Raw genomic sequence first — 19366 nt, 5'->3', positions numbered from 1 at the left:
TACAATCAACTCAGATTAATATTGGCTGAGATAAGTGAATGGCATTCTACAGTTCCGGGGTTGAGTACGGCATCCATAGCCTGATGTGTATGGTGGACAGCAAGGGCGATGCCCGCGATATGAGCGTGCGTGAAATCGCTGAGCTGCAAAGTGTGCCTTACGATTACCTGGCCAAAATCTTTACGCGCCTGTCAAAAGCCGGGTTGGTGCGCAGCATCGAAGGTAAGGGCGGTGGCTTTCAACTGGCGAAACCGGCTGAAGACATTACGGTGCTGGATGTGGCGAATGCGATTGACGGTGATAAACGTATTTTTGAATGCCGGGAAATCCGCCAACGTCTGGCGGTATTTGATGAGCAGCCGCCAGAGTGGGCCTGTGAGGGTATTTGCGGCGTGCGGTCGGTGATGGATATGGCGCAGCAGCGGATGGAAGAGGCGCTCGGTCAGCACACGATTTTGGATCTGGCGCGAAAGATGTACCGCAAAGCGCCGGACACCTTTGTGGTGGAAGTACAGGAGTGGATCGCCAACCGCAAAGGCGCATAAATTTCAGGTAGAAACAGTGAATACCTGCACCAATCAGTAGCCCGTCAGACGCGCGCCGCCGGGAAACTCCCGGAGTCGGCGCTATCGCACCTCGTCCGGGCTACACTTTCGTCATCGCGCTTCAGCACCGTAGCCCGTCCAGGCGCAGCGCCGCCGGGAATCCCCCGGAGTCGGTGCTCGCGCACCTCGTCCGGGTTACAGCATGAGACTTACTCTTCTTCTTCGTCGCGCAGTGGAACAATCAGCATATCAACGTGTACGGTGTTGATGAGCTGACGGGCAGACGACATCAGTTTGCTCCAGAAGTCCTGGTGGTGACCGCATACAACCAGGTCCATATCGTATTTCTTGATGGCATCAACCAGCACCTGGCCCAGGTCGCCGCTGCCGCTCAGGGTTTCAGTGATAGGATAGCCTGCACCGGTAGACAGTTCGCTCAGCGCGTGGTGAGTCTCTTCGGAGATACGTTTTTGCATATCGCCTAGATTAACGTCGATAAGACCGGTATACAGGTCTGAGTAGTTCACATCCACGTGAATCAGAGAAACTTTCGCATTGTAGGGGCGAGCCATAGATACCGCTTTTTCAACCAGAACTTTGCTCTCTGGTGAAAGGTCGACTGCGATAAGAATGTGTTTATAAGCCATAGTGTTACTCCTTCCATAAAGTTGTCGATGACTGTTGGACCAGACAGCCCATGCGCTGTCCCTTGCCCGCGTCCTGCGTGCTAAATGCGCGGGATTTGCCCTTAAAGACCTAATTGTAGTAGAGATTTCTACCTTATCTTGGCCTTCGGGCGCCGTCAATCCATCCGGTTCGCCAATTAGTTAAACAAATTTTTCATGGTTACGTATTGATAACGATTAACCTTGTGGTAAAAAATTTAACTGATCTCCTACACTATTAAATGAGCCGATCGAATAATTAAATGTGATTGGTATCGCACTCTTTCATTGAGCCGTTGGTTGGATATGGTGAGCGAGATGTTCCTGGGGAGATCTTTGGGAACGGGTCGCCGGGGAGGCGTTATGATCAGCACTATTGCGCTGTTTTGGGCCCTGTGTATCGTTTGTGTTGTGAATATGGCACGTTACTTCTCATCATTACGTGCATTATTGGTTGTACTACGTGGTTGCGATCCTTTGCTCTATCAATACGTTGATGGCGGTGGTTTCTTTACCTCCCACGGCCAGCCTGGCAAGCAGGTGCGTCTGGTCTGGTACATTTACGGGCAGCGCTACCGCGATCATCATGACGACGAATTTATCCGTCGTTGTGAACGGCTACGTCGGCAATTTATTTTGACCAGCTCTCTGTGTGGTCTGGTTTTGATTAGCTTGATTGGCCTGATGATTTGGCACTAAGCAAAAAAAACGGGCCAGTTTCCTGACCCGTTTCTTCTTTGTGTCTGACGCTTAGATAAGCTTCAGAGACAACCAGTACAGTACACCAGACAGAATAATCGATGCTGGCAGCGTAAAGACCCAGGCCATCAAAATGTTGGTCACGGTCTTTCTTTGCAGTCCGCCGCCGTCAACCACCATGGTACCTGCCACAGAGGATGACAGTACGTGGGTAGTTGAAACCGGCATCCCGGTATAACTCGCCAGACCGATGGACACCGCAGAGGTCATCTGCGCTGCCATACCCTGTGCGTAGGTCATACCTTTCTTACCGATTTTCTCACCGATGGTGGTCGCCACTCGACGCCAGCCGATCATCGTACCGCAGCCTAACGCCAGCGCGACGGCCATGATAATCCAGACTGGAGCGTATTCAATGGTGCTCAGCATGTCGGTTTTCAGCTTCTTCAGCAGACGCTGGTCGTCGGCATTCACTTCTGGCATCTTCGCCACTTTATCGGTGGTATCGGAGATACACAGCATGATGCGACGCAGCTGGCCGCGTTGTTCTACCGAGAGCTTATCGTAGCTTTCGATATTGGCCAGCATCGTTTTGGTACGATCCAGCGCGTTGAGAGTGTTTGCCGGATGGCAGTGGAACTCAACGGCAGCCATCGCTTCTGGCGTCAGTTTCTCAGCGTTGTTTGCCACTTTCAGCAGCAGCTCAGGGCGCTGCTGGAAGAAGGTCTCAACGTTGTTGACCGCATCACGGGTACGCGTAATTTCATAACCGGAAGCGTTCATATTGACCACGAAACCTGCCGGAGCCACGCCAATCAACACCAGCATTACCAGACCAATGCCTTTCTGACCATCGTTAGCGCCGTGGGAGAATGCCACGCCAATCGCCGAGATAATCAGAGCAATACGCGTCCAGAACGGCGGCTTTTTCTTACCGTCTTTCTTTTCACGTTCAGCAGGAGTCAGGTGGATACGGGCACGTTTTTTGGTTCCGCTCCAGTAACGACGCAGCAGGAAAATCAGACCGCCAGCAACAACCAGACCCACGATAGGTGAAACAATTAACGACGCGAAAATGTTAATCACTTTCGGGATGTTGAGCGCTTCAACCACAGAGGTGCCGTTCATCAGCGCATTGGTTAAACCAATCCCGATGATAGCGCCAATCAGCGTGTGGGAACTGGACGCAGGCAGACCGAAGTACCAGGTGCCGAGGTTCCAGATAATCGCAGCCAGCAGCATGGAAAAGACCATGGCAAGGCCGTGTGCGGAGCCCATATTGAGCAGAAGATCCGTGGGCAACATATGCACAATCGCATAGGCTACACTCAGACCGCCCAACAGAACGCCGAGGAAGTTAAAGATTGCTGCCATTGCAACCGCAAGCTGCGAGCGCATGGCACGGGTGTAAATTACGGTGGCAACCGCGTTGGCCGTATCATGGAAGCCGTTAATCGCTTCGTAGAACAGAACAAACACAAGTGCCAGAACTAATAACAGCCCGGTATGTAAATCCAGGCCAGCGAACAAATGTAACATAGGACGTTACGCCATTTTGAGGTCATGAACGCGCCGCATTATCAGGGACATTGGCGGTGTGGGCAAAGTGAAATCTCTCTTTTTTTTGATATTTATCGGCGTCTTGTCAGTGACTGCAAATAAATATTTCCCTTGTATCAATCAGATAAGTCGGGTTTGCGGATATTTCACTGGTATGACATCCGTGAAAAATTTACACTTCCCGACAATACCTATGTTGAGGATAGTGCGTGGAAAGGTTTGATGCCATTGTAGTGGGTGCCGGAGCGGCAGGAATGTTTTGTGCAGCCATGGCCGGGCAGGCAGGCCGCCGCGTATTGCTGTTGGACAACGGTAAAAAACCGGGGCGTAAGATCCTCATGTCCGGCGGCGGTCGCTGCAACTTCACTAATCTTTATGTCGAGCCTGCGGCATATCTCAGTCAAAACCCGCATTTTTGCAAATCTGCGCTGGCGCGATATACCCAGTGGGATTTTATCGACATGGTGGGTAAACACGGCATCGCCTGGCATGAAAAGACGTTGGGTCAGCTGTTTTGCGACGAGTCTGCCGAGCAGATAGTGACCATGCTGGTCGACGAGTGCGAGAAGGGCAAAGTGACCACTCGCCTGCGTAGCGAAATTCTCAGCGTTACCCGTGATGATGCGGGATATACCCTGCAACTTAACGGCGATGTTGTCTCGGCGGATAAGCTGGTTATCGCCAGCGGCGGTTTGTCGATGCCGGGTTTAGGCGCTTCGCCTTTCGGCTATAAAGTGGCCGAACAGTTCGGGCTTAAGGTTCTGCCAACGCGAGCCGGTCTGGTGCCGTTTACCCTGCATAAGCCGATGCTGGAACAGTTTCAGGTTCTGTCCGGGGTTTCTGTACCGTCGGTGATTACCGCCGAAGATGGTACGGTCTTCCGCGAGAGTCTGCTTTTCACCCACCGTGGCCTGTCCGGCCCGGCAGTTCTGCAAATCTCGAGCTTCTGGCAGCCGGGCGAGTTTGTCAGCATCAATCTGCTGCCTGACATCGATCTGGTGGCGTTCCTCGATGCCCAACGTGCTGAGCACCCGAATCAAAGCCTGAAAAACACGCTGGCGATGCAGCTGCCAAAACGGCTGGTTGAATGTCTGCAACAGCTTGGGCAGGTGCCAGATGTAACCCTGAAGCAACTCAACGTCCGCGAACAGCAAACGCTGGTCGAAACACTGACGAACTGGCGCGTCCAGCCAAACGGCACGGAAGGTTACCGCACCGCGGAAGTGACCCTCGGCGGCGTGGATACCAACGAGCTGTCGTCGCGCACCATGGAAGCGAAGAAAGCGCCGGGGCTGTTCTTCATTGGCGAAGTGATGGACGTCACCGGCTGGCTGGGCGGATATAACTTCCAGTGGGCATGGTCGAGCGCCTGGGCCTGTGCGCAGGCGCTGGCGGAGTAGGCTAGTTTGGCTGCTGGCTGAATAACGCCAGCAGCAGCTCCACCTGTACGTCGAGCGGTGCCAAATCCTGTTTAACGATAAGATGCAGCGGCGTAGCGCGGCGGACGCCGTGCGCCAGCGGCAGCGGTTTTAAAATCCCCTGTGACAGTTCCGCCTGAATCCTTTCTTCCGGCAGCCAGCCATATCCCACCTGATACATTATCGCGTCAATAGCCGCATCTATGGTCGAGAACGTCCAGGCGTCGCGCCCGGCCTGTTTGTCGTTATCGCTATCGGCTATGCGGATAAGCGGCCAGGGGCGAAGCTGCTCATCATTGAGCGGCGTTTGAAGATCAAATAAAGGGTGATCCCGGTGGGCGACGGCGACGAAATCAATGTTCATCAGCCACTCTCCGCGCCCGGTAATATCCTGGCGGCGGGTTAGCACCATCACGTCAGCTTCGGCCTGAACGACCTCATTGCCGTGGGCGTTTTCCAGCACTTCGGTGAGGCGTACCTGAGTTTGTGGGTAGCGCTGCTGAAACTGGCGCAAAATGGCGAACAGCCGCTCGCGCGGGAAGATACTGTCAACGACTAAGTCCAGCCGCGTACGCATGCCCTCACGCAGCGTGGCGGCGCGAGTTTCCACCCAGGCAAAAGCCTTGAGCAGCGGTTTCACCTGACCTAGCAGCAGTTCGCCCGCCGGGGTGAGTACCGCGCGTCGGCCTTCCGGCACCAGCAACGCCACGCCTAAGCGTTCTTGCAATAGCGCCAGGTTATAGCTGACCGATGACTGGCTGCGGTTTGTCTCTTCCGCGGCTTTGGCAAAGCTGCCGAGTTCTACTACTTTTTCCAGAAGCGCCCATTGTTCCAGGGTCGTTTTATGCATGATTGATTTAAAATTTAGATGAATTTAATCCAAACATAGCGTTATTCATTCGGATTTTAAAGCAATAAGATCTCCGCATCGACACAAGGAGAATTCATTATGAGCAACTTTGATAAACATGATTTGAGCGGTTTCGTTGGCAAACATCTGGTCTATACCTACGATAACGGCTGGAACTACGAAATTTATGTCAAAAACGAAAACACGCTGGATTACCGCATTCACAGCGGCCTGGTGGCAAACCGTTGGGTGAAAGATCAGCAGGCGTACATTGTCCGCGTTGGCGAAAGCATCTATAAAATTTCCTGGACGGAACCGACCGGTACGGATGTCAGCCTGATTGCGAACCTGGGCGACAAACTGTTCCACGGCACCATCTTCTTCCCGCGTTGGGTGATGAACAATCCAGAAAAAACGGTCTGCTTCCAGAACGAGCATATTCCGCTGATGAACGCTTATCGTGATGCTGGCCCAGCGTATCCGACTGAGGTTATTGATGAATTTGCGACAATTACCTTCGTCCGTGACTGCGGTGCCAATAACGATAGCGTAATTGACTGCGCGGCCAGCGAATTACCAAAAGATTTCCCAGCTAATTTGCGCTAAATGTTAATTATGGCTACACATCATTTTTATTACACTAATATGCAACGAGGGTTAATTTACTCCCTAAATAAAATCCTCGTTTAGGCTGTGTTGAATAATGTGAAGCTGCGCCCAGCTAGTATGTAGGCTGGGCGCTCTGTCTTTGCCGTTAATCAAGCTAATCATTTGATAAGTAATCACTTTTGTTTATTAATCATTTATTGCATCTACCCTCCCTCATTTCTTAATCTTATCCTAAGATAACACTGTTACTTTTACCGCAATCGAATGTTGCTGGTTTAAATATCATGTCTATTCACTCCTGATGTTAACAAAACAACTATCGTTAAGTTTTATTCGCCTATCAGGCGTGCTCATTTGAGTAATAGGGTAAGGACCATTCATGAGTGATTTTCTGCCGTTTTCACGCCCCTCGATGGGTGATGCGGAGTTCGCTGCGATAAAAGACGTGCTGCAGTCCGGTTGGATAACCACCGGGCCAAAAAATCAGGCGCTGGAAGAGGCATTTTGCACCTTAACGGGAAACCGCTTTGCGATTGCCGTGAGCTCCGCAACCGGCGGGATGCACGTGACGCTCATGGCGCTTGGCATCGGCCCGGGCGATGAGGTGATTACGCCGTCCCAGACCTGGGTTTCTACGCTCAATATGATCGTCTTACTTGGCGCCACGCCGGTAATGATCGATGTCGATCCTGACACCCTGATGGTGACGCCGCAGGCCGTTGAAGCCGCGATTACCCCACGTACCAAAGCGATTATTCCCGTGCATTACGCCGGTGCTCCGGCTGATATCGATGGTATTCGTGCCGTTGCACAGCCTCATGGGATCCCGGTGATTGAAGATGCCGCGCACGCGGCGGGCACCCACTATAAAAACCGCCATGTTGGCTGGCAGGGAACGGCGATTTTCTCCTTCCACGCTATCAAAAACATGACTTGCGCCGAAGGTGGCCTGATTGTCACCGACGATGAGCAACTGGCGAATCGTATTCGTAGCCTGAAATTCCACGGTCTCGGTGTTGACGCCTTTGACAGGCAAACGCTGGGACGCGCGCCGCAGGCTGAGGTGATAAGCCCAGGCTTTAAATACAACCTCGCCGATATCAACGCCGCGCTGGCGCTGGTACAGCTGGGGAAACTGGGACAGGCCAATCAACGCCGCAGCGAAATTGCCGCGCGTTACAAGGCGGAGCTCGCCGATACGCCATTCCAGCCGCTGGCCGTGCCCGAATGGTCGCACCTGCATGCCTGGCATCTGTTTATTATCCGCGTTGATGAAGAGCGCTGCGGTATCAGCCGCGATGCCTTAATGGAACAGCTGAAAGCCAAAGGCATCGGTACCGGTCTGCATTTCCGCGCGGCGCATACCCAGAAATATTATCGCGAGCGCTTCCCGCAGCTGTCGCTGCCGAATACCGAATGGAACAGTGCGCGTATCTGTTCTATCCCGCTGTTCCCCGATATGACCGATGACGATACCACCCGCGTGATTACCGCACTTCATCAGCTAGCAGGACGTTGAGATGTTTGAATACCCGAAAGTGAAAAAAGTCTCCGTGGTGATCCCGGTGTACAACGAGCAGGAGAGTCTGCCAGAGCTGATTCGTCGTACTGACGCGGCCTGCGCCCTCCTCAATCGTGATTATGAAATTCTGCTGGTCGATGATGGTAGCGCTGATGACTCCGCGCGCATGTTGGTTGAGGCGGCAGAAGTGCCGGGCAGCCATGTTGTTGCGGTGCTGCTTAACCGCAACTACGGTCAGCACTCGGCGATTATGGCCGGGTTCAGCCACGTGACCGGCGATCTGGTGATTACGCTGGATGCCGACCTGCAAAATCCGCCGGAAGAGATCCCTCGTTTGGTGGAAAAAGCCGATGAAGGCTACGACGTGGTGGGCACCGTTCGGCAAAATCGCCAGGACAGCGTGTTCCGCAAAACCGCCTCGAAGATGATCAATCGCCTGATCCAACGCACCACCGGTAAAGCGATGGGCGACTATGGCTGCATGCTGCGCGCGTACCGCCGCCATATTATCGACGCGATGCTCAACTGCCATGAGCGCAGCACCTTCATCCCCATTCTGGCGAATACGTTCGCCCGCCGCGCCGTGGAGATTCCGGTGCATCACGCTGAGCGTGAGTTTGGCGACTCGAAATACAGTTTTATGCGCCTGATAAACCTGATGTACGACCTGGTGACCTGTTTAACGACCACGCCGCTGCGTCTATTAAGCGTGGTCGGCAGCGTTATCGCCCTGGTGGGTTTTGCCTTCTCACTTCTGCTGGTTGTCCTGCGGTTAACGCTCGGCGCGGAGTGGGCGGGTGACGGCGTGTTCATGCTATTTGCCATTTTATTCATGTTTATCGGCGCCCAGTTTATCGGTATGGGGCTGCTTGGGGAGTATATCGGGCGCATCTACAACGATGTCCGCGCGCGTCCCCGCTACTTTATTCAACGTGTTGTACGCCAGGAAAGCCTGGTCTCTGAAGAGGAAGATCGCTAATGAAAGCTGTTGTTTTTGCCTACCATGATATGGGTTGCACCGGAATTCAGGCTTTGCTGGACGCCGGATACAACATCGAGGCGATTTTCACTCACCCGGATAATGCCGGTGAGAACCATTTCTTTGGCTCCGTCGCGCGTCTGGCGGCCGAGCAGGGCATTGCCGTTTATGCGCCGGAAGACGTGAATCACCCGCTGTGGGTCGATCGTATTCGGGCCATGAACCCTGACGTCATTTTCTCCTTCTACTATCGCAATCTTATCAGTAACGACATCCTGAGCCTGGCGCCAAAAGGCGCGTTCAACCTGCACGGCTCGCTGCTGCCGAAATACCGCGGTCGCGCGCCGCTGAATTGGGTGCTGGTCAACGGTGAAAAAGAGACCGGTGTTACCCTTCATCGCATGACTCAGCGCGCGGATGCGGGCGATATCGTGGCGCAGCAGACGGTGGCAATTACCGATACTGATGTGGCGCTGTCGCTACACCGTAAACTCTGTTCCGCCTCGCAAATGCTGCTGGGCGACGTGCTGCCGAAGATTCGCAGCGGGCAGACGCAGGAACGCGCGCAGGATGATACGCAGGCGACCTATGTGGGTCGTCGTACCCCGGAAGATGGTCGCCTGAACTGGGAGAAACCGGCGCAGGAGTTACATAACCTGGTGCGTGCGGTCAGCGACCCGTGGCCGGGCGCGTTTGGCTTCGTCGGTACCTGTAAATTCATCGTCTGGACGTCGCGCGTGCGCAACGACCTGCCTGCCGCGAAGCCGGGCACCGTACTGTCGGTCGCCCCGCTGGTGGTTGCATGTGGTGAGGGGGCGCTGGAAATCGTCACCGGCCAGAGCGCCAACGGTGTCTATATGCAGGGCACTCAGCTTGCGCCGGCAATGGGTCTGGTCGCGGGGGCGCTGCTCTCCAGCCGTCCGTTTACCGCCGTTAAGCGTCGCACCCGCGTACTGATTCTTGGGGTAAACGGTTTTATCGGTAATCACCTGACCGAACGTCTGCTTGCTGATGATAATTACGAAATCTACGGCCTGGATATTGGTTCTGATGCGATAAGCCGCTTCCTGGATTGTCCGCGCTTCCACTTTGTCGAAGGGGATATCAGCATTCACTCCGAATGGATTGAATATCACATCAAGAAATGTGATGTGGTGCTGCCGCTGGTGGCGATCGCCACGCCGATTGAGTACACCCGCAACCCGCTGCGCGTGTTCGAGCTGGATTTCGAAGAAAACCTGAAGATTATCCGCGACTGCGTGAAGTACAACAAACGCATCATCTTCCCGTCGACTTCCGAAGTTTACGGCATGTGTACCGATGACAGTTTCGATGAAGACACCTCGAATCTGGTGGTGGGGCCAATCAACAAGCAGCGCTGGATCTACTCGGTATCCAAACAGCTTCTGGATCGTGTGATCTGGGCTTACGGTGACAAAACGGATCTTAAATTTACGCTGTTCCGTCCGTTTAACTGGATGGGTCCGCGCCTGGATAACCTGAACGCCGCGCGTATCGGCAGCTCGCGCGCCATTACCCAGCTTATCTTAAACCTGGTGGAAGGTTCACCGATTAAGCTGATTGAAGGCGGCAAGCAGAAACGTTGCTTCACCGATATCAGCGACGGTATTGAAGCGCTGTTCCGCATCATCGAAAACAAAGATGGTCGCTGCGACGGGCAGATTATCAACATCGGTAACCCGGATAATGAAGCGAGCATCAAGGAGCTGGCAGAAATGCTGCTCGACTGCTTCGAGCGTCACCCGCTGCGCGACCGTTTCCCGCCGTTTGCTGGCTTCCGTGAAGTGGAAAGCAGCGACTATTATGGTAAGGGTTATCAGGATGTTGAGCACCGTAAGCCGAGCATTCGCAACGCCAAACGCTTACTCGACTGGCAGCCGACGGTTGAGATGCAGCAAACGGTGGAAGAGACCCTGGACTTCTTCCTGCGTACGGTAGAACTAACGGAAGAAAAATCTTCATGAGAAAAGTCGGTTTGCGCGTTGATGTGGATACCTTTCGCGGCACGCGCGAAGGGGTTCCACGGCTGATGTCGGTGCTGAAAAAACACCGCGTGCAGGCCAGCTTTTTCTTCAGTGTAGGGCCGGACAATATGGGGCGTCACCTGTGGCGCCTGATAAAACCGAAGTTCTTATGGAAGATGCTGCGCTCACGCGCGGCCTCGCTGTATGGCTGGGATATTCTGCTTGCCGGAACCGCCTGGCCTGGAAGACGCATTGGTGCGGCGAACGCGGAGATTATCCGCAACGTAGCCCTGGTGCACGAGGTCGGTCTGCATGCCTGGGATCATCACCGTTGGCAGCAATGGAGCGGCGTGTGGAAAGAGCAGCAGCTGGTTGATGAGATTGCGCGGGGCCTACACGAACTGGAGGCGATTCTTGGGCGTCCTGTTTCCTGTTCCGCCGTCGCTGGCTGGCGCGCCGACCAGCGTGTGGTGAAGGCCAAAGAGTCGTTCGATTTTCTCTATAACAGTGACTGTCGCGGCACGCAGCCGTTTCGCCCGCAGTTCAGTAACGGTGAGCTCGCCACGGTACAGATTCCGGTCACTTTACCGACCTGGGATGAGGCAGTGGGGACAGTGGTTAGCGCTGACAACTTCAACCGCTGGCTGCTTGAACAAATCCGTCTTGATACCGGTACGCCGGTTTATACCATCCATGCTGAAGTGGAAGGTGGTGTCTGTGCCGAACAGTTTGACGACCTGTTAACCCTGGCGGCGAAGCAGGACATTCACTTTTGCCCACTGAGCCAGCTCTTGCCGGATGACTTTAGTCAATTACCGGTCGGGAAGGTGGTTCGTGGAGAAATTGCCGGTCGTGAAGGCTGGTTGGGTTGCCAACAACTGTTGAGTCCTGATGTATGAAATCGTTGCGCTATGGGATTTCGTTAGTCGCATTATTTGTCCTGTATTACCTGGTTCCACTTAATTTTCGCCTGTTGTGGCAGCCTGATGAAACCCGTTACGCGGAAATCAGCCGTGAAATGCTGGCGACCGGTGATTGGGTGGTTCCGCATTTTCTCGGGCTTCGTTATTTCGAAAAACCCATAGCCGGTTACTGGATTAACAGCATCGGTCAGTGGCTATTTGGTCACAATAATTTTGCCGTCCGCTTTGGCGTGGTGTTCTCCATCACCGTTTCCGCCCTGCTGGTCGCCTGGCTTGCGTGGAAAATCTGGCGTGACCAGAAGGTGGCGCTGCTCTCCGGGGTTATTTTCCTTACCGCGTTTCTGGTTTACGGGATTGGCACCTACGCCGTTCTCGACCCGATGATCACCTTGTGGATGACGCTGGCGATGTTCAGCTTCTGGCTTGCGGCATCGGCCAAAAGCACTGGCGAACGATTCTGGGGTTACGTGCTGCTGGGCTTCGCCTGCGGTATGGGCGTGATGACCAAAGGTTTTCTGGCGCTAGCGGTGCCGGTCATTAGCGTTCTGCCGTGGGTGATTGCCCAAAAACGCTGGCGGGAAGTGCTGATCTGGGGCTGGTTATCAGTGCTGGTATGTGTGCTTACCGTGCTGCCGTGGGGCCTGGCGATTGCCGCGCGTGAAGGCGATTTCTGGCGCTATTTCTTCTGGGTGGAACATATTCAACGTTTCGCGCAGAGCGATGCCCAGCATAAAGCGCCGTTCTGGTATTACCTGCCGTTCCTGATTGCCGGAAGCCTGCCGTGGCTGGCGCTGTTACCGGGTGCGCTCAAGCGCGGCTGGCGCGAGCGTGAAGGGCTGGGTGGCGCGTTCTATTTACTGGGATGGATAGCCATGCCGTTCCTGTTCTTTAGCATCGCTAAAGGCAAGCTGCCGACCTACATTCTGCCGTGTTTTGCCCCGCTCGCGATGCTGATGGCGCGCTATGCGGTCGATATTGCGAAAACCGGCGGACGCGCGCTGCGGGTGAACGGCATTATCAACCTCGTCTTTGGCGTGGTGGGTTTGGTGGCGGTTGCGGTGGTGTCGCCGTGGGGGCCGATGAAGCATCCGGTGTGGATGCAGATTGAGCTGTATAAATGCGTGCTGGCGGCGGTGGCCTTCTTCGTCTGGGCGCTGATGGGCTGGCTGTCGATGAAGCCAGGAACCCAACGCTGGACGCTGGCGGCACTGTGTCCTTTAGGGTTGGCTTTGCTGGTCGGATTTGCCATTCCTGACCGGGTGACTGACACTAAGCAGCCGCAATTCCTGGTCGATATCGTGAACGAATCGCTGACGCCGAGCCGGTATGTGCTGAGTAACAGCGTGGGCGTCGCCGCGGGGCTCGCCTGGGAACTCAAACGTAGCGATGTGATGCTGTACGGGCAGCAGGGTGAACTGAGGTATGGTCTGTCGTATCCTGATGCCAAAGGCCGTTATATCTCCACGGAAGATTTCCCACAGTGGTTAGAGGCGCATCGTCAGGAAGGGCCAATTTCGTTGGTGTTACGATTGTCGCACGATGTACAGGTCGCGGATTTACCGCTACCAAAACCGGATGAGAGCTATGTGATGGGCCGCACCGTGTTTATTCAGTATCGTCCGCAATGATGGTCTGGGTTTGCTTGCTCCTTGCCAGCTTGTTGAGCTGTGCCGGGCAGCTATGCCAGAAACAGGCGACGCGCCCGGCGCCAAAAGGGCAGCGCGGACGCCACCTGCTGACCTGGCTTGGACTGGCGCTGGCGCTGCTCGGGCTGGGAATGCTGATGTGGCTGCTGGTGCTCCAGCAGATCCCGGTCAGCGTGGCCTACCCGATGCTTAGTCTGAACTTTGTCTGGGTGACGCTTGCGGCGCGCACTATCTGGCGTGAGCCGGTCAGTCGTCGTCACTGGGCTGGCGTAGGGTTGATTATCGTCGGCATTATGCTGGTGGGGAGCAGCGTCTGATGGGGCTTTTCTGGGCATTAATGAGCGTGATATTGGTGAGTGCCGCGCAGCTGACGCTGCGCTCTGCCATGACCATGCTGCCATCGGCGGAGCAGCCATGGGTATTTGTGCTGCACCTGCTGCATATTGGCGACGGTACGCTGCTCCTGCTGTTGGGATTGCTGGGATACGTGGCCTCGATGGCCTGCTGGTTTTTCGCCCTAAAGCAACTGCCGCTGGCCAAAGCCTATGCCTTGTTGAGCTTGAGCTATATGGTGGTGTGGCTTGCCGCCATCTGGCTACCGGGCTGGCACGAACCGTTCTCCTGGCGCGGGCTGCTGGGCGTAGTGGTGATTGTGGCCGGGGTGATAACCATCTTTTGGCCGAATAAAGCTTCGCGTTCCTGATAGTGCGTTGCTTCCCCGGGGGCGGCGTAAACGCCTTGCCCGGGCTACCGCTGCGTCGTCATCCGGTAATCCGCGCGATTGTGCCTGATGACGCTACGTTTATCTGGCCTACAATTTGTAGCCCGGACAAGCGCAGCGCCGCCGGGAAAACTCGCAGTGCCCCGCTGATAAAATATGCAATAATGCCTTTTTCGTTGCACCTATAAGGGATTATCTATGTCTGCGGCCGACGCAGAGGGGCAGCTTAGCGGCTTGCGTCTCAACCTGCGTATTGTCTCCGTCGTTATTTTCAATTTCGCCAGCTATCTCACCATTGGCCTGCCGTTGGCGGTATTGCCCGGCTATGTCCATGATGTCATGGGATTTAGCGCTTTCTGGGCGGGGTTGGTTATTAGTCTGCAATATTTCGCCACGCTACTTAGCCGTCCTCATGCTGGACGTTATGCGGATCAACTCGGGCCGAAAAAAATCGTCGTCTTTGGCCTCTGCGGCTGCTTTCTCAGCGGTCTGGGCTATTTACTGGCGTCGTTAGGCAGCGACTGGCCGCTCGTAAGCCTGGTGCTGTTGTGTTCAGGACGCGTGATCCTCGGCATCGGGCAAAGTTTCGCCGGAACGGGCTCAACCCTCTGGGGCGTTGGCGTGGTTGGCGCGCCGCATATTGGGCGCGTGATCTCCTGGAACGGGATTGTCACCTATGGCGCGATGGCTATGGGCGCGCCGCTGGGCGTGATGTGCTACCGCTATATCGGCCTACAAGGATTGGCGCTGGCCATCATGGCCGTTGCCGCGGTGGCGATTCTGGCGGCGCTGCCGCGCGCCGAAGTGAAGGCCACAAAAGGCAAGCCGATGTCGTTTCGCGCGGTGCTGGGCCGCGTATGGCCCTACGGTATGGCGCTGGCGCTCTCGTCCGCCGGGTTTGGCGTTATCGCCACCTTTATCACCCTGTTTTACGATGCTAAAGGCTGGGATGGCGCGGCTTTCGCGCTCACCCTGTTTAGCTGCGCGTTCGTCGGTACGCGACTGCTGTTCCCTAACGGCATCAATCGCTTGGGTGGACTGAATGTGGCGATGATCTGTTTCTCCGTTGAGATTCTGGGCCTGCTGTTAGTCGGTTTCGCAACCGCGCCGTTGCTGGCAAAAATCGGCACGTTTCTGGCGGGGGCGGGATTCTCGCTCGTATTCCCGGCGCTCGGCGTGGTGGCCGTCAAAGCCGTGCCGCCGCAAAACCAGGGGGCGGCGCTGGCAACCTATACCGTCTTTATGGATCTTTCGTTAGGGATAACCGGGCCGCTGGCGGGGTTGATGATGGCGTATATGGGAGTGTCGACAATCTATATCGCGGCGGCGGGGTTGGTTACCGTGGCCCTGTTGTTGGGGTGGCAATTAAAAAAACGGCCTCTGGCGTAACGACGCGAGAGGCCATTTCAACATCATAGAGAATTAGTTGATGACTAAAGTATTAATGATGTTTTCCGCAGCGGTCTGCGCCTGCTGCTGATTGTCCGCTGGCAGCGTGACCTGAATGGTCAGCAGTTTGCCGTCGACTTTACCGAGAACCACGGAAGAGTAAGCGGTCTGGCCTTTAGCAGAGATAATGCTGTCGAGCTGCTGAAGGGGGTGGCCTTTTACGTCGATGGATTTATTGGTCACCACCTGCAGCTGCGGATCGCGGTTGCGCTGCTGTTCTTCCAGGCGTTTTGCCATGACGGCCAGATCTTCGTTAGTCCCATCACCCACGATAACGATGACCGCTTTCTGGCCGGTCGCGTCGGAGTAAACGTGCATGTTGTTGCTTTGCGTCCCCAATTTGCCGCTCTGATCGCTCATACCGGCAGGTAACGTGAAGCCTACCTTACCGTCTAACAGGCTGATGGCCTGCCCGGCGGCGTCACTTGCGGCAGCCGAACCCTGTGCGGGGGTGCTGGTATCGCTGTTATCACAGGCAGCAAGACCCGCGACCAGCAGGCCAATACCAACATATTTCACCAATTTGCGCATTGACTTCTTCCTTTCGATAAACAGCCACTAACGGCTCATTTATCTATCTTATCACAACCAATGTCATGAACTCTTAGCCGGGCTGTACTACGGATAAATCAGATTTATCTGCCAGCCTTTTCATCAGCATATTCAACAGTACGCCATACATTGGCAGGAAGAACGCAATGCTAATGAGCACTTTAAAGGTGTAGTCAACAAGGGCGATTTCCACCCAGTGCGCCGCCATAAAAGGATCGGTGCTGCGCCAGAACGCGATAAAGAAGAACGCCAGCGTGTCGCTGATATTACCGAACAGCGTGGAAGCCGTAGGGGCCAACCACCAATGACGGCTTTGACGCAGACGGTTAAACACGTGGACATCGAGGATCTGCCCTAGCGCATACGCCATAAAGCTGGCGGCCGCGATTCGCGCAACGAACAGGTTGAAGTGTGCGAGCGCGCCAAACCCCTGCCATTCGCCCATATAAAACAGAGCAGAAATAACGTAGGAGATCATCAGCGCCGGGATCATCACGGCGAACACAATGCGTCGCGCCAGCGGTGCGCCGAAAATCCGCACGGTGAGGTCGGTGGCCAGGAAAATAAACGGAAAGCTAAACGCGCCCCAAGTGGTATGGAAGCCGAAAATGGAAACCGGCAGCTGCACCAGATAGTTACTGGAGGTGATCACCAGTAAATGGAATAGCGATAGCCAAACCAGCGCATGTCGGCGCTGTAGCGAAGTAAAGGGAGTCATATTGTACCTTTTTAGTGGTTGGGGTGAGGGAACCCAATAATCTGCAAACCCATTGCAGGGGCGGAATAATACTGCTTTCCCGCCTCATTGCAATGGTTGTTTTTCGCGCAATCGTTAACCTTGTTGCGTTGCCAGACCGTCAGCGTAAACTAAGGCCGTTTTTTCTGACCACGAGATTCTCATGACCGATTTGTTTACCCGCCCAGACCATACCTTAGATGCCCAAGGGCTACGCTGCCCGGAACCGGTGATGATGGTACGCAAAACCGTGCGGACGATGCCGGTGGGCGAAACGCTGCTGATTATTGCCGACGACCCTGCCACCACGCGTGATATTCCCGGCTTTTGCCGTTTCATGGAACATGAGCTGATTGCTGAGCAGACCGAGTCGCTGCCGTATCAATATCTGCTGCGCAAAAGCCATTAATATTTGCTGCGCCTGCGACAACCTACAATGTATTGATTTTTCGTGGTTTGTCCGGCGTGGCTGTCATCCCGCATTGCTAAACTCCCCGAGCTTGAGCTGCCTCTCAGTTTCACTGTTTGCCCTGTAAAGTTGCTGGTATAAATCTTGATGTGAATCGCATAATTTCTCCTCGATTCCCTTTCGGCACATCAAATAACAATGAAAAAATCGTTTCTTGCGCTTTTACTTTGCTTCGGTACCTCTGCGGCGATGGCTGAACCCGTCAATATCACTATCCTCGGCACCTCCGATCTCCATGGCACCTTCGTTCCGTGGGACTACTCAACGGATACTGAAAATCTGGCGGGCAGTCTGAGTCAGATTGCCACCCAGATTCGCCAGGTGCGGCATGAACAGCCCAACGTCATTCTGGTTGACGCGGGTGACACCATTCAGGGCAACTTTGTCGAAACCTTCAAGAACGACAAAACCAGTCCGATGATCTTAGGTTTTAACGCTCTGGACTATGACGTCTGGGTGATGGGGAACCATGAATTCGACTTCGGTCTGAAATCGCTGTCGACCTCGCTTAACCAGTTTAAAGGGACGGCACTTGCCGGCAATATCCTCTGGGACAGCGGCAAACCCTATTTACCGGCTTACAAAATCATCGAACGGCAAGGGGTGAAGATTGGCATTATTGGCATGGATACGCCGATGACCGCCGAATTTGCGAAAGGCACTGACCGGGTAAAAGGGCTTAACTTTACCGATCCAGTTGGCGCGGTGAAACAAACTATTGAGCAGATTCAGGGACAAGTAGATGCCATCGTGCTGGTGGCGCATATGGGGATTGATAACGAGAACCAGCGACCGGGCACCGGCGTCGGCGATATTGCGCGAGCGAACCCAGAACTGGCGGCTATCGTCGCCGGGCATATGCACGTAAAAGTGGATAAAGAGGTGATTAATGGCGTTATTGTCACCGAACCGGATAAATACGGTCGCGCGCTGTCGCGTATCGATTTGCAGTTTGAGCAGCATAACGGCAAGTATGTGCTGATTAACAAAGACAGCTACACCTATTCCATCAAAGGCATGAAATCCGATGCGCCGCTGGAAGCGATTTATCAGCCTTATCACAAAATATTGCGCGCTAACGCCAATCGACCGATAGCCCAACTCACCGGTCAGGATCTGGTGCCGCAGGATGCGGTGAAGGATATTCCGCAGGTGCATATCCAGGATACTGGCATCAGCAAGCTGTATCAGGAAGCCAGCCGTCATTACGCGCCGAAAGCCCAGGTGATTGCGCTGCAAATTGATAACGACCAGCCGAAATTAAACGTCGGAACTATTACGGCAAAAGATATCGCCTTTAACTATCAGTATGCGGGCGGTGAAATCACCGTTTATCAACTGACGGGCAAAGAGCTGAAGAAGTATATGGAGTGGTCGGCGGGCTATTTTAATCAGCTCCATGATGGCGACGTGACCTACAGTTTTAACCCGCAGCGCCGGGCCTCTAAATATTCCACCAATGATTTCTTCGACGGCGTGACCTATAAAATCGACCTTCGTCAGCCTGCCGGTCAGCGTATCCGTGACCTGAAAATGGCTGACGGCACGCCGGTGACGGACAGCACGCCCATTCGTCTGGGGATGAACAGCTACCGTATGGGGCATCTGACGCAAAAAGGCGGGGCGCTGGAAGGCATGCAGTTCCCGGTGCTGTCGGATACGAAAGTGGAATACGGTGAGGAGGCGGGCACCATTCGCAACCTAACCATTCGTTATCTGACTGATGTGAAAAAGGGTCAGTATCAGGGGCAGGTGGTACAGCGCTGGCAGTTGGTCGGTCTGGAAGGTTATGAACGTGAGCGTAAAATCGTCGAAAAACTGCTAAACGAGGGCAAAATCAGCGTCCCAACCAGCGACGATGGACGTTATTACAACGTGGCATCGTTCAATGTGAAGGGGCTGCTGTTTAGCGACCCGCAGGCGAAAAAGCAAAAGCAGGCGGCGTTGCAGGCCGAGCTGGCGGCAGCTCGCTCGCCGGTGGCGAAAAAGCGGGTGAGCGATGAGCTGGTGATACTTGAGGCGATTAACGGTTAAGCAT

19 protein-coding genes are annotated in these 19366 nt (G+C 54.5%); 14 read left to right on the top strand and 5 right to left on the bottom strand.

Annotation, left to right across the window (positions count from 1 at the left end; translation table 11 throughout):
- The first annotated feature begins 38 nt into the window (after positions 1–38).
- The gene (locus ACIPDS_RS14155) at positions 39–545 is read left to right on the top strand and encodes an Rrf2 family transcriptional regulator (protein WP_166515365.1); all 507 of its coding nucleotides are present in this window, start codon (positions 39–41) and stop codon (positions 543–545) included.
- A 209-nt stretch (positions 546–754) separates the two neighbouring features.
- On the opposite strand, the gene uspA is transcribed toward ACIPDS_RS14155, so the two are convergent.
- On the bottom strand, positions 755–1192 hold the full coding sequence (gene uspA, locus ACIPDS_RS14150) for a universal stress protein UspA (protein WP_166515366.1): 438 nt from the start codon (positions 1190–1192) through the stop codon (positions 755–757).
- A gap of 381 nt (positions 1193–1573) precedes the next feature.
- Between uspA and uspB the strand changes: the two genes are divergently transcribed.
- The gene (uspB, locus tag ACIPDS_RS14145) at positions 1574–1909 is read left to right on the top strand and encodes a universal stress protein UspB (RefSeq protein WP_166515367.1); all 336 of its coding nucleotides are present in this window, start codon (positions 1574–1576) and stop codon (positions 1907–1909) included.
- Positions 1910–1960: 51 nt separating this feature from the next.
- Here the strand turns inward: uspB and pitA are convergent, their stop codons facing one another.
- Positions 1961–3448 carry an inorganic phosphate transporter PitA gene (pitA, locus tag ACIPDS_RS14140; RefSeq protein ID WP_166515368.1) on the bottom strand — a complete coding sequence of 496 codons (1488 nt, stop codon included), beginning with the start codon at positions 3446–3448 and terminating at the stop codon, positions 1961–1963.
- A gap of 230 nt (positions 3449–3678) precedes the next feature.
- Between pitA and ACIPDS_RS14135 the strand changes: the two genes are divergently transcribed.
- Entirely contained in the window at positions 3679–4869 is a 1191-nt protein-coding gene (locus tag ACIPDS_RS14135) for an NAD(P)/FAD-dependent oxidoreductase (protein ID WP_400736929.1), read from the top strand.
- A gap of 1 nt (position 4870) precedes the next feature.
- Here the strand turns inward: ACIPDS_RS14135 and ACIPDS_RS14130 are convergent, their stop codons facing one another.
- A complete protein-coding gene (locus ACIPDS_RS14130; RefSeq protein WP_400736926.1) occupies positions 4871–5737 on the bottom strand; it encodes a LysR family transcriptional regulator in 867 nt (288 codons plus the stop codon).
- A gap of 99 nt (positions 5738–5836) precedes the next feature.
- On the opposite strand from ACIPDS_RS14130, the gene ACIPDS_RS14125 reads away from it, so the two are divergent.
- The 9 genes from ACIPDS_RS14125 to ACIPDS_RS14085 all read left to right on the top strand — a co-directional run bounded on the left by ACIPDS_RS14125 (position 5837) and on the right by ACIPDS_RS14085 (position 15511).
- Positions 5837–6343: a phenolic acid decarboxylase gene (locus tag ACIPDS_RS14125; protein ID WP_166515377.1), complete on the top strand. Its 507-nt coding sequence runs from the start codon at positions 5837–5839 to the stop codon at positions 6341–6343.
- A gap of 382 nt (positions 6344–6725) precedes the next feature.
- A complete protein-coding gene (gene arnB / locus ACIPDS_RS14120; protein ID WP_400736923.1) occupies positions 6726–7865 on the top strand; it encodes a UDP-4-amino-4-deoxy-L-arabinose aminotransferase in 1140 nt (379 codons plus the stop codon).
- Position 7866: 1 nt separating this feature from the next.
- Complete coding sequence (gene arnC, locus ACIPDS_RS14115; protein ID WP_166515379.1) at positions 7867–8847, top strand: undecaprenyl-phosphate 4-deoxy-4-formamido-L-arabinose transferase; 981 nt, start codon at positions 7867–7869, stop codon at positions 8845–8847.
- Entirely contained in the window at positions 8847–10832 is a 1986-nt protein-coding gene (gene arnA / locus ACIPDS_RS14110) for a bifunctional UDP-4-amino-4-deoxy-L-arabinose formyltransferase/UDP-glucuronic acid oxidase ArnA (protein ID WP_400736919.1), read from the top strand. Before arnC ends, arnA begins: the two co-directional genes overlap by 1 nt.
- Positions 10829–11731, top strand: coding sequence for a 4-deoxy-4-formamido-L-arabinose-phosphoundecaprenol deformylase (arnD, locus tag ACIPDS_RS14105; protein WP_400736916.1), 903 nt, complete (start codon positions 10829–10831; stop codon positions 11729–11731). The genes arnA and arnD overlap by 4 nt, the downstream gene beginning before the upstream one ends.
- Positions 11728–13383 carry a lipid IV(A) 4-amino-4-deoxy-L-arabinosyltransferase gene (gene arnT / locus ACIPDS_RS14100; protein WP_400736913.1) on the top strand — a complete coding sequence of 552 codons (1656 nt, stop codon included), beginning with the start codon at positions 11728–11730 and terminating at the stop codon, positions 13381–13383. Before arnD ends, arnT begins: the two co-directional genes overlap by 4 nt.
- A complete protein-coding gene (arnE, locus tag ACIPDS_RS14095) occupies positions 13380–13718 on the top strand; it encodes a 4-amino-4-deoxy-L-arabinose-phosphoundecaprenol flippase subunit ArnE (RefSeq protein ID WP_400736910.1) in 339 nt (112 codons plus the stop codon). Before arnT ends, arnE begins: the two co-directional genes overlap by 4 nt.
- Positions 13718–14104, top strand: a complete 387-nt coding sequence (arnF, locus tag ACIPDS_RS14090; protein ID WP_400736907.1) for a 4-amino-4-deoxy-L-arabinose-phosphoundecaprenol flippase subunit ArnF — start codon at positions 13718–13720, stop codon at positions 14102–14104. Before arnE ends, arnF begins: the two co-directional genes overlap by 1 nt.
- A gap of 216 nt (positions 14105–14320) precedes the next feature.
- Entirely contained in the window at positions 14321–15511 is a 1191-nt protein-coding gene (locus ACIPDS_RS14085; RefSeq protein WP_400736904.1) for an MFS transporter, read from the top strand.
- Between the two features lie 33 nt (positions 15512–15544).
- Here the strand turns inward: ACIPDS_RS14085 and ACIPDS_RS14080 are convergent, their stop codons facing one another.
- Both ACIPDS_RS14080 and ACIPDS_RS14075 read right to left on the bottom strand, forming a co-directional pair.
- The gene (locus tag ACIPDS_RS14080; RefSeq protein ID WP_400736901.1) at positions 15545–16102 is read right to left on the bottom strand and encodes a DcrB family lipoprotein; all 558 of its coding nucleotides are present in this window, start codon (positions 16100–16102) and stop codon (positions 15545–15547) included.
- Positions 16103–16175: 73 nt separating this feature from the next.
- Positions 16176–16841 (bottom strand): 7-cyano-7-deazaguanine/7-aminomethyl-7-deazaguanine transporter, encoded by a 666-nt coding sequence (locus ACIPDS_RS14075; RefSeq protein WP_166515387.1) that lies wholly within the window; start codon positions 16839–16841, stop codon positions 16176–16178.
- A 181-nt stretch (positions 16842–17022) separates the two neighbouring features.
- Between ACIPDS_RS14075 and tusA the strand changes: the two genes are divergently transcribed.
- Together tusA and ACIPDS_RS14065 are read left to right on the top strand one after the other, a co-directional pair.
- Positions 17023–17268, top strand: a complete 246-nt coding sequence (tusA, locus tag ACIPDS_RS14070; protein WP_166515388.1) for a sulfurtransferase TusA — start codon at positions 17023–17025, stop codon at positions 17266–17268.
- 198 nt (positions 17269–17466) lie between these two features.
- A complete protein-coding gene (locus ACIPDS_RS14065; protein WP_400736897.1) occupies positions 17467–19362 on the top strand; it encodes a bifunctional metallophosphatase/5'-nucleotidase in 1896 nt (631 codons plus the stop codon).
- Positions 19363–19366: the final 4 nt, after the last annotated feature.

The organism is Kluyvera sp. NPDC087067 (assembly GCF_044745165.1).
Lineage (GTDB): Bacteria > Pseudomonadota > Gammaproteobacteria > Enterobacterales > Enterobacteriaceae > Kluyvera.
This window is presented reverse-complemented; position numbering and strand designations above follow the sequence as displayed.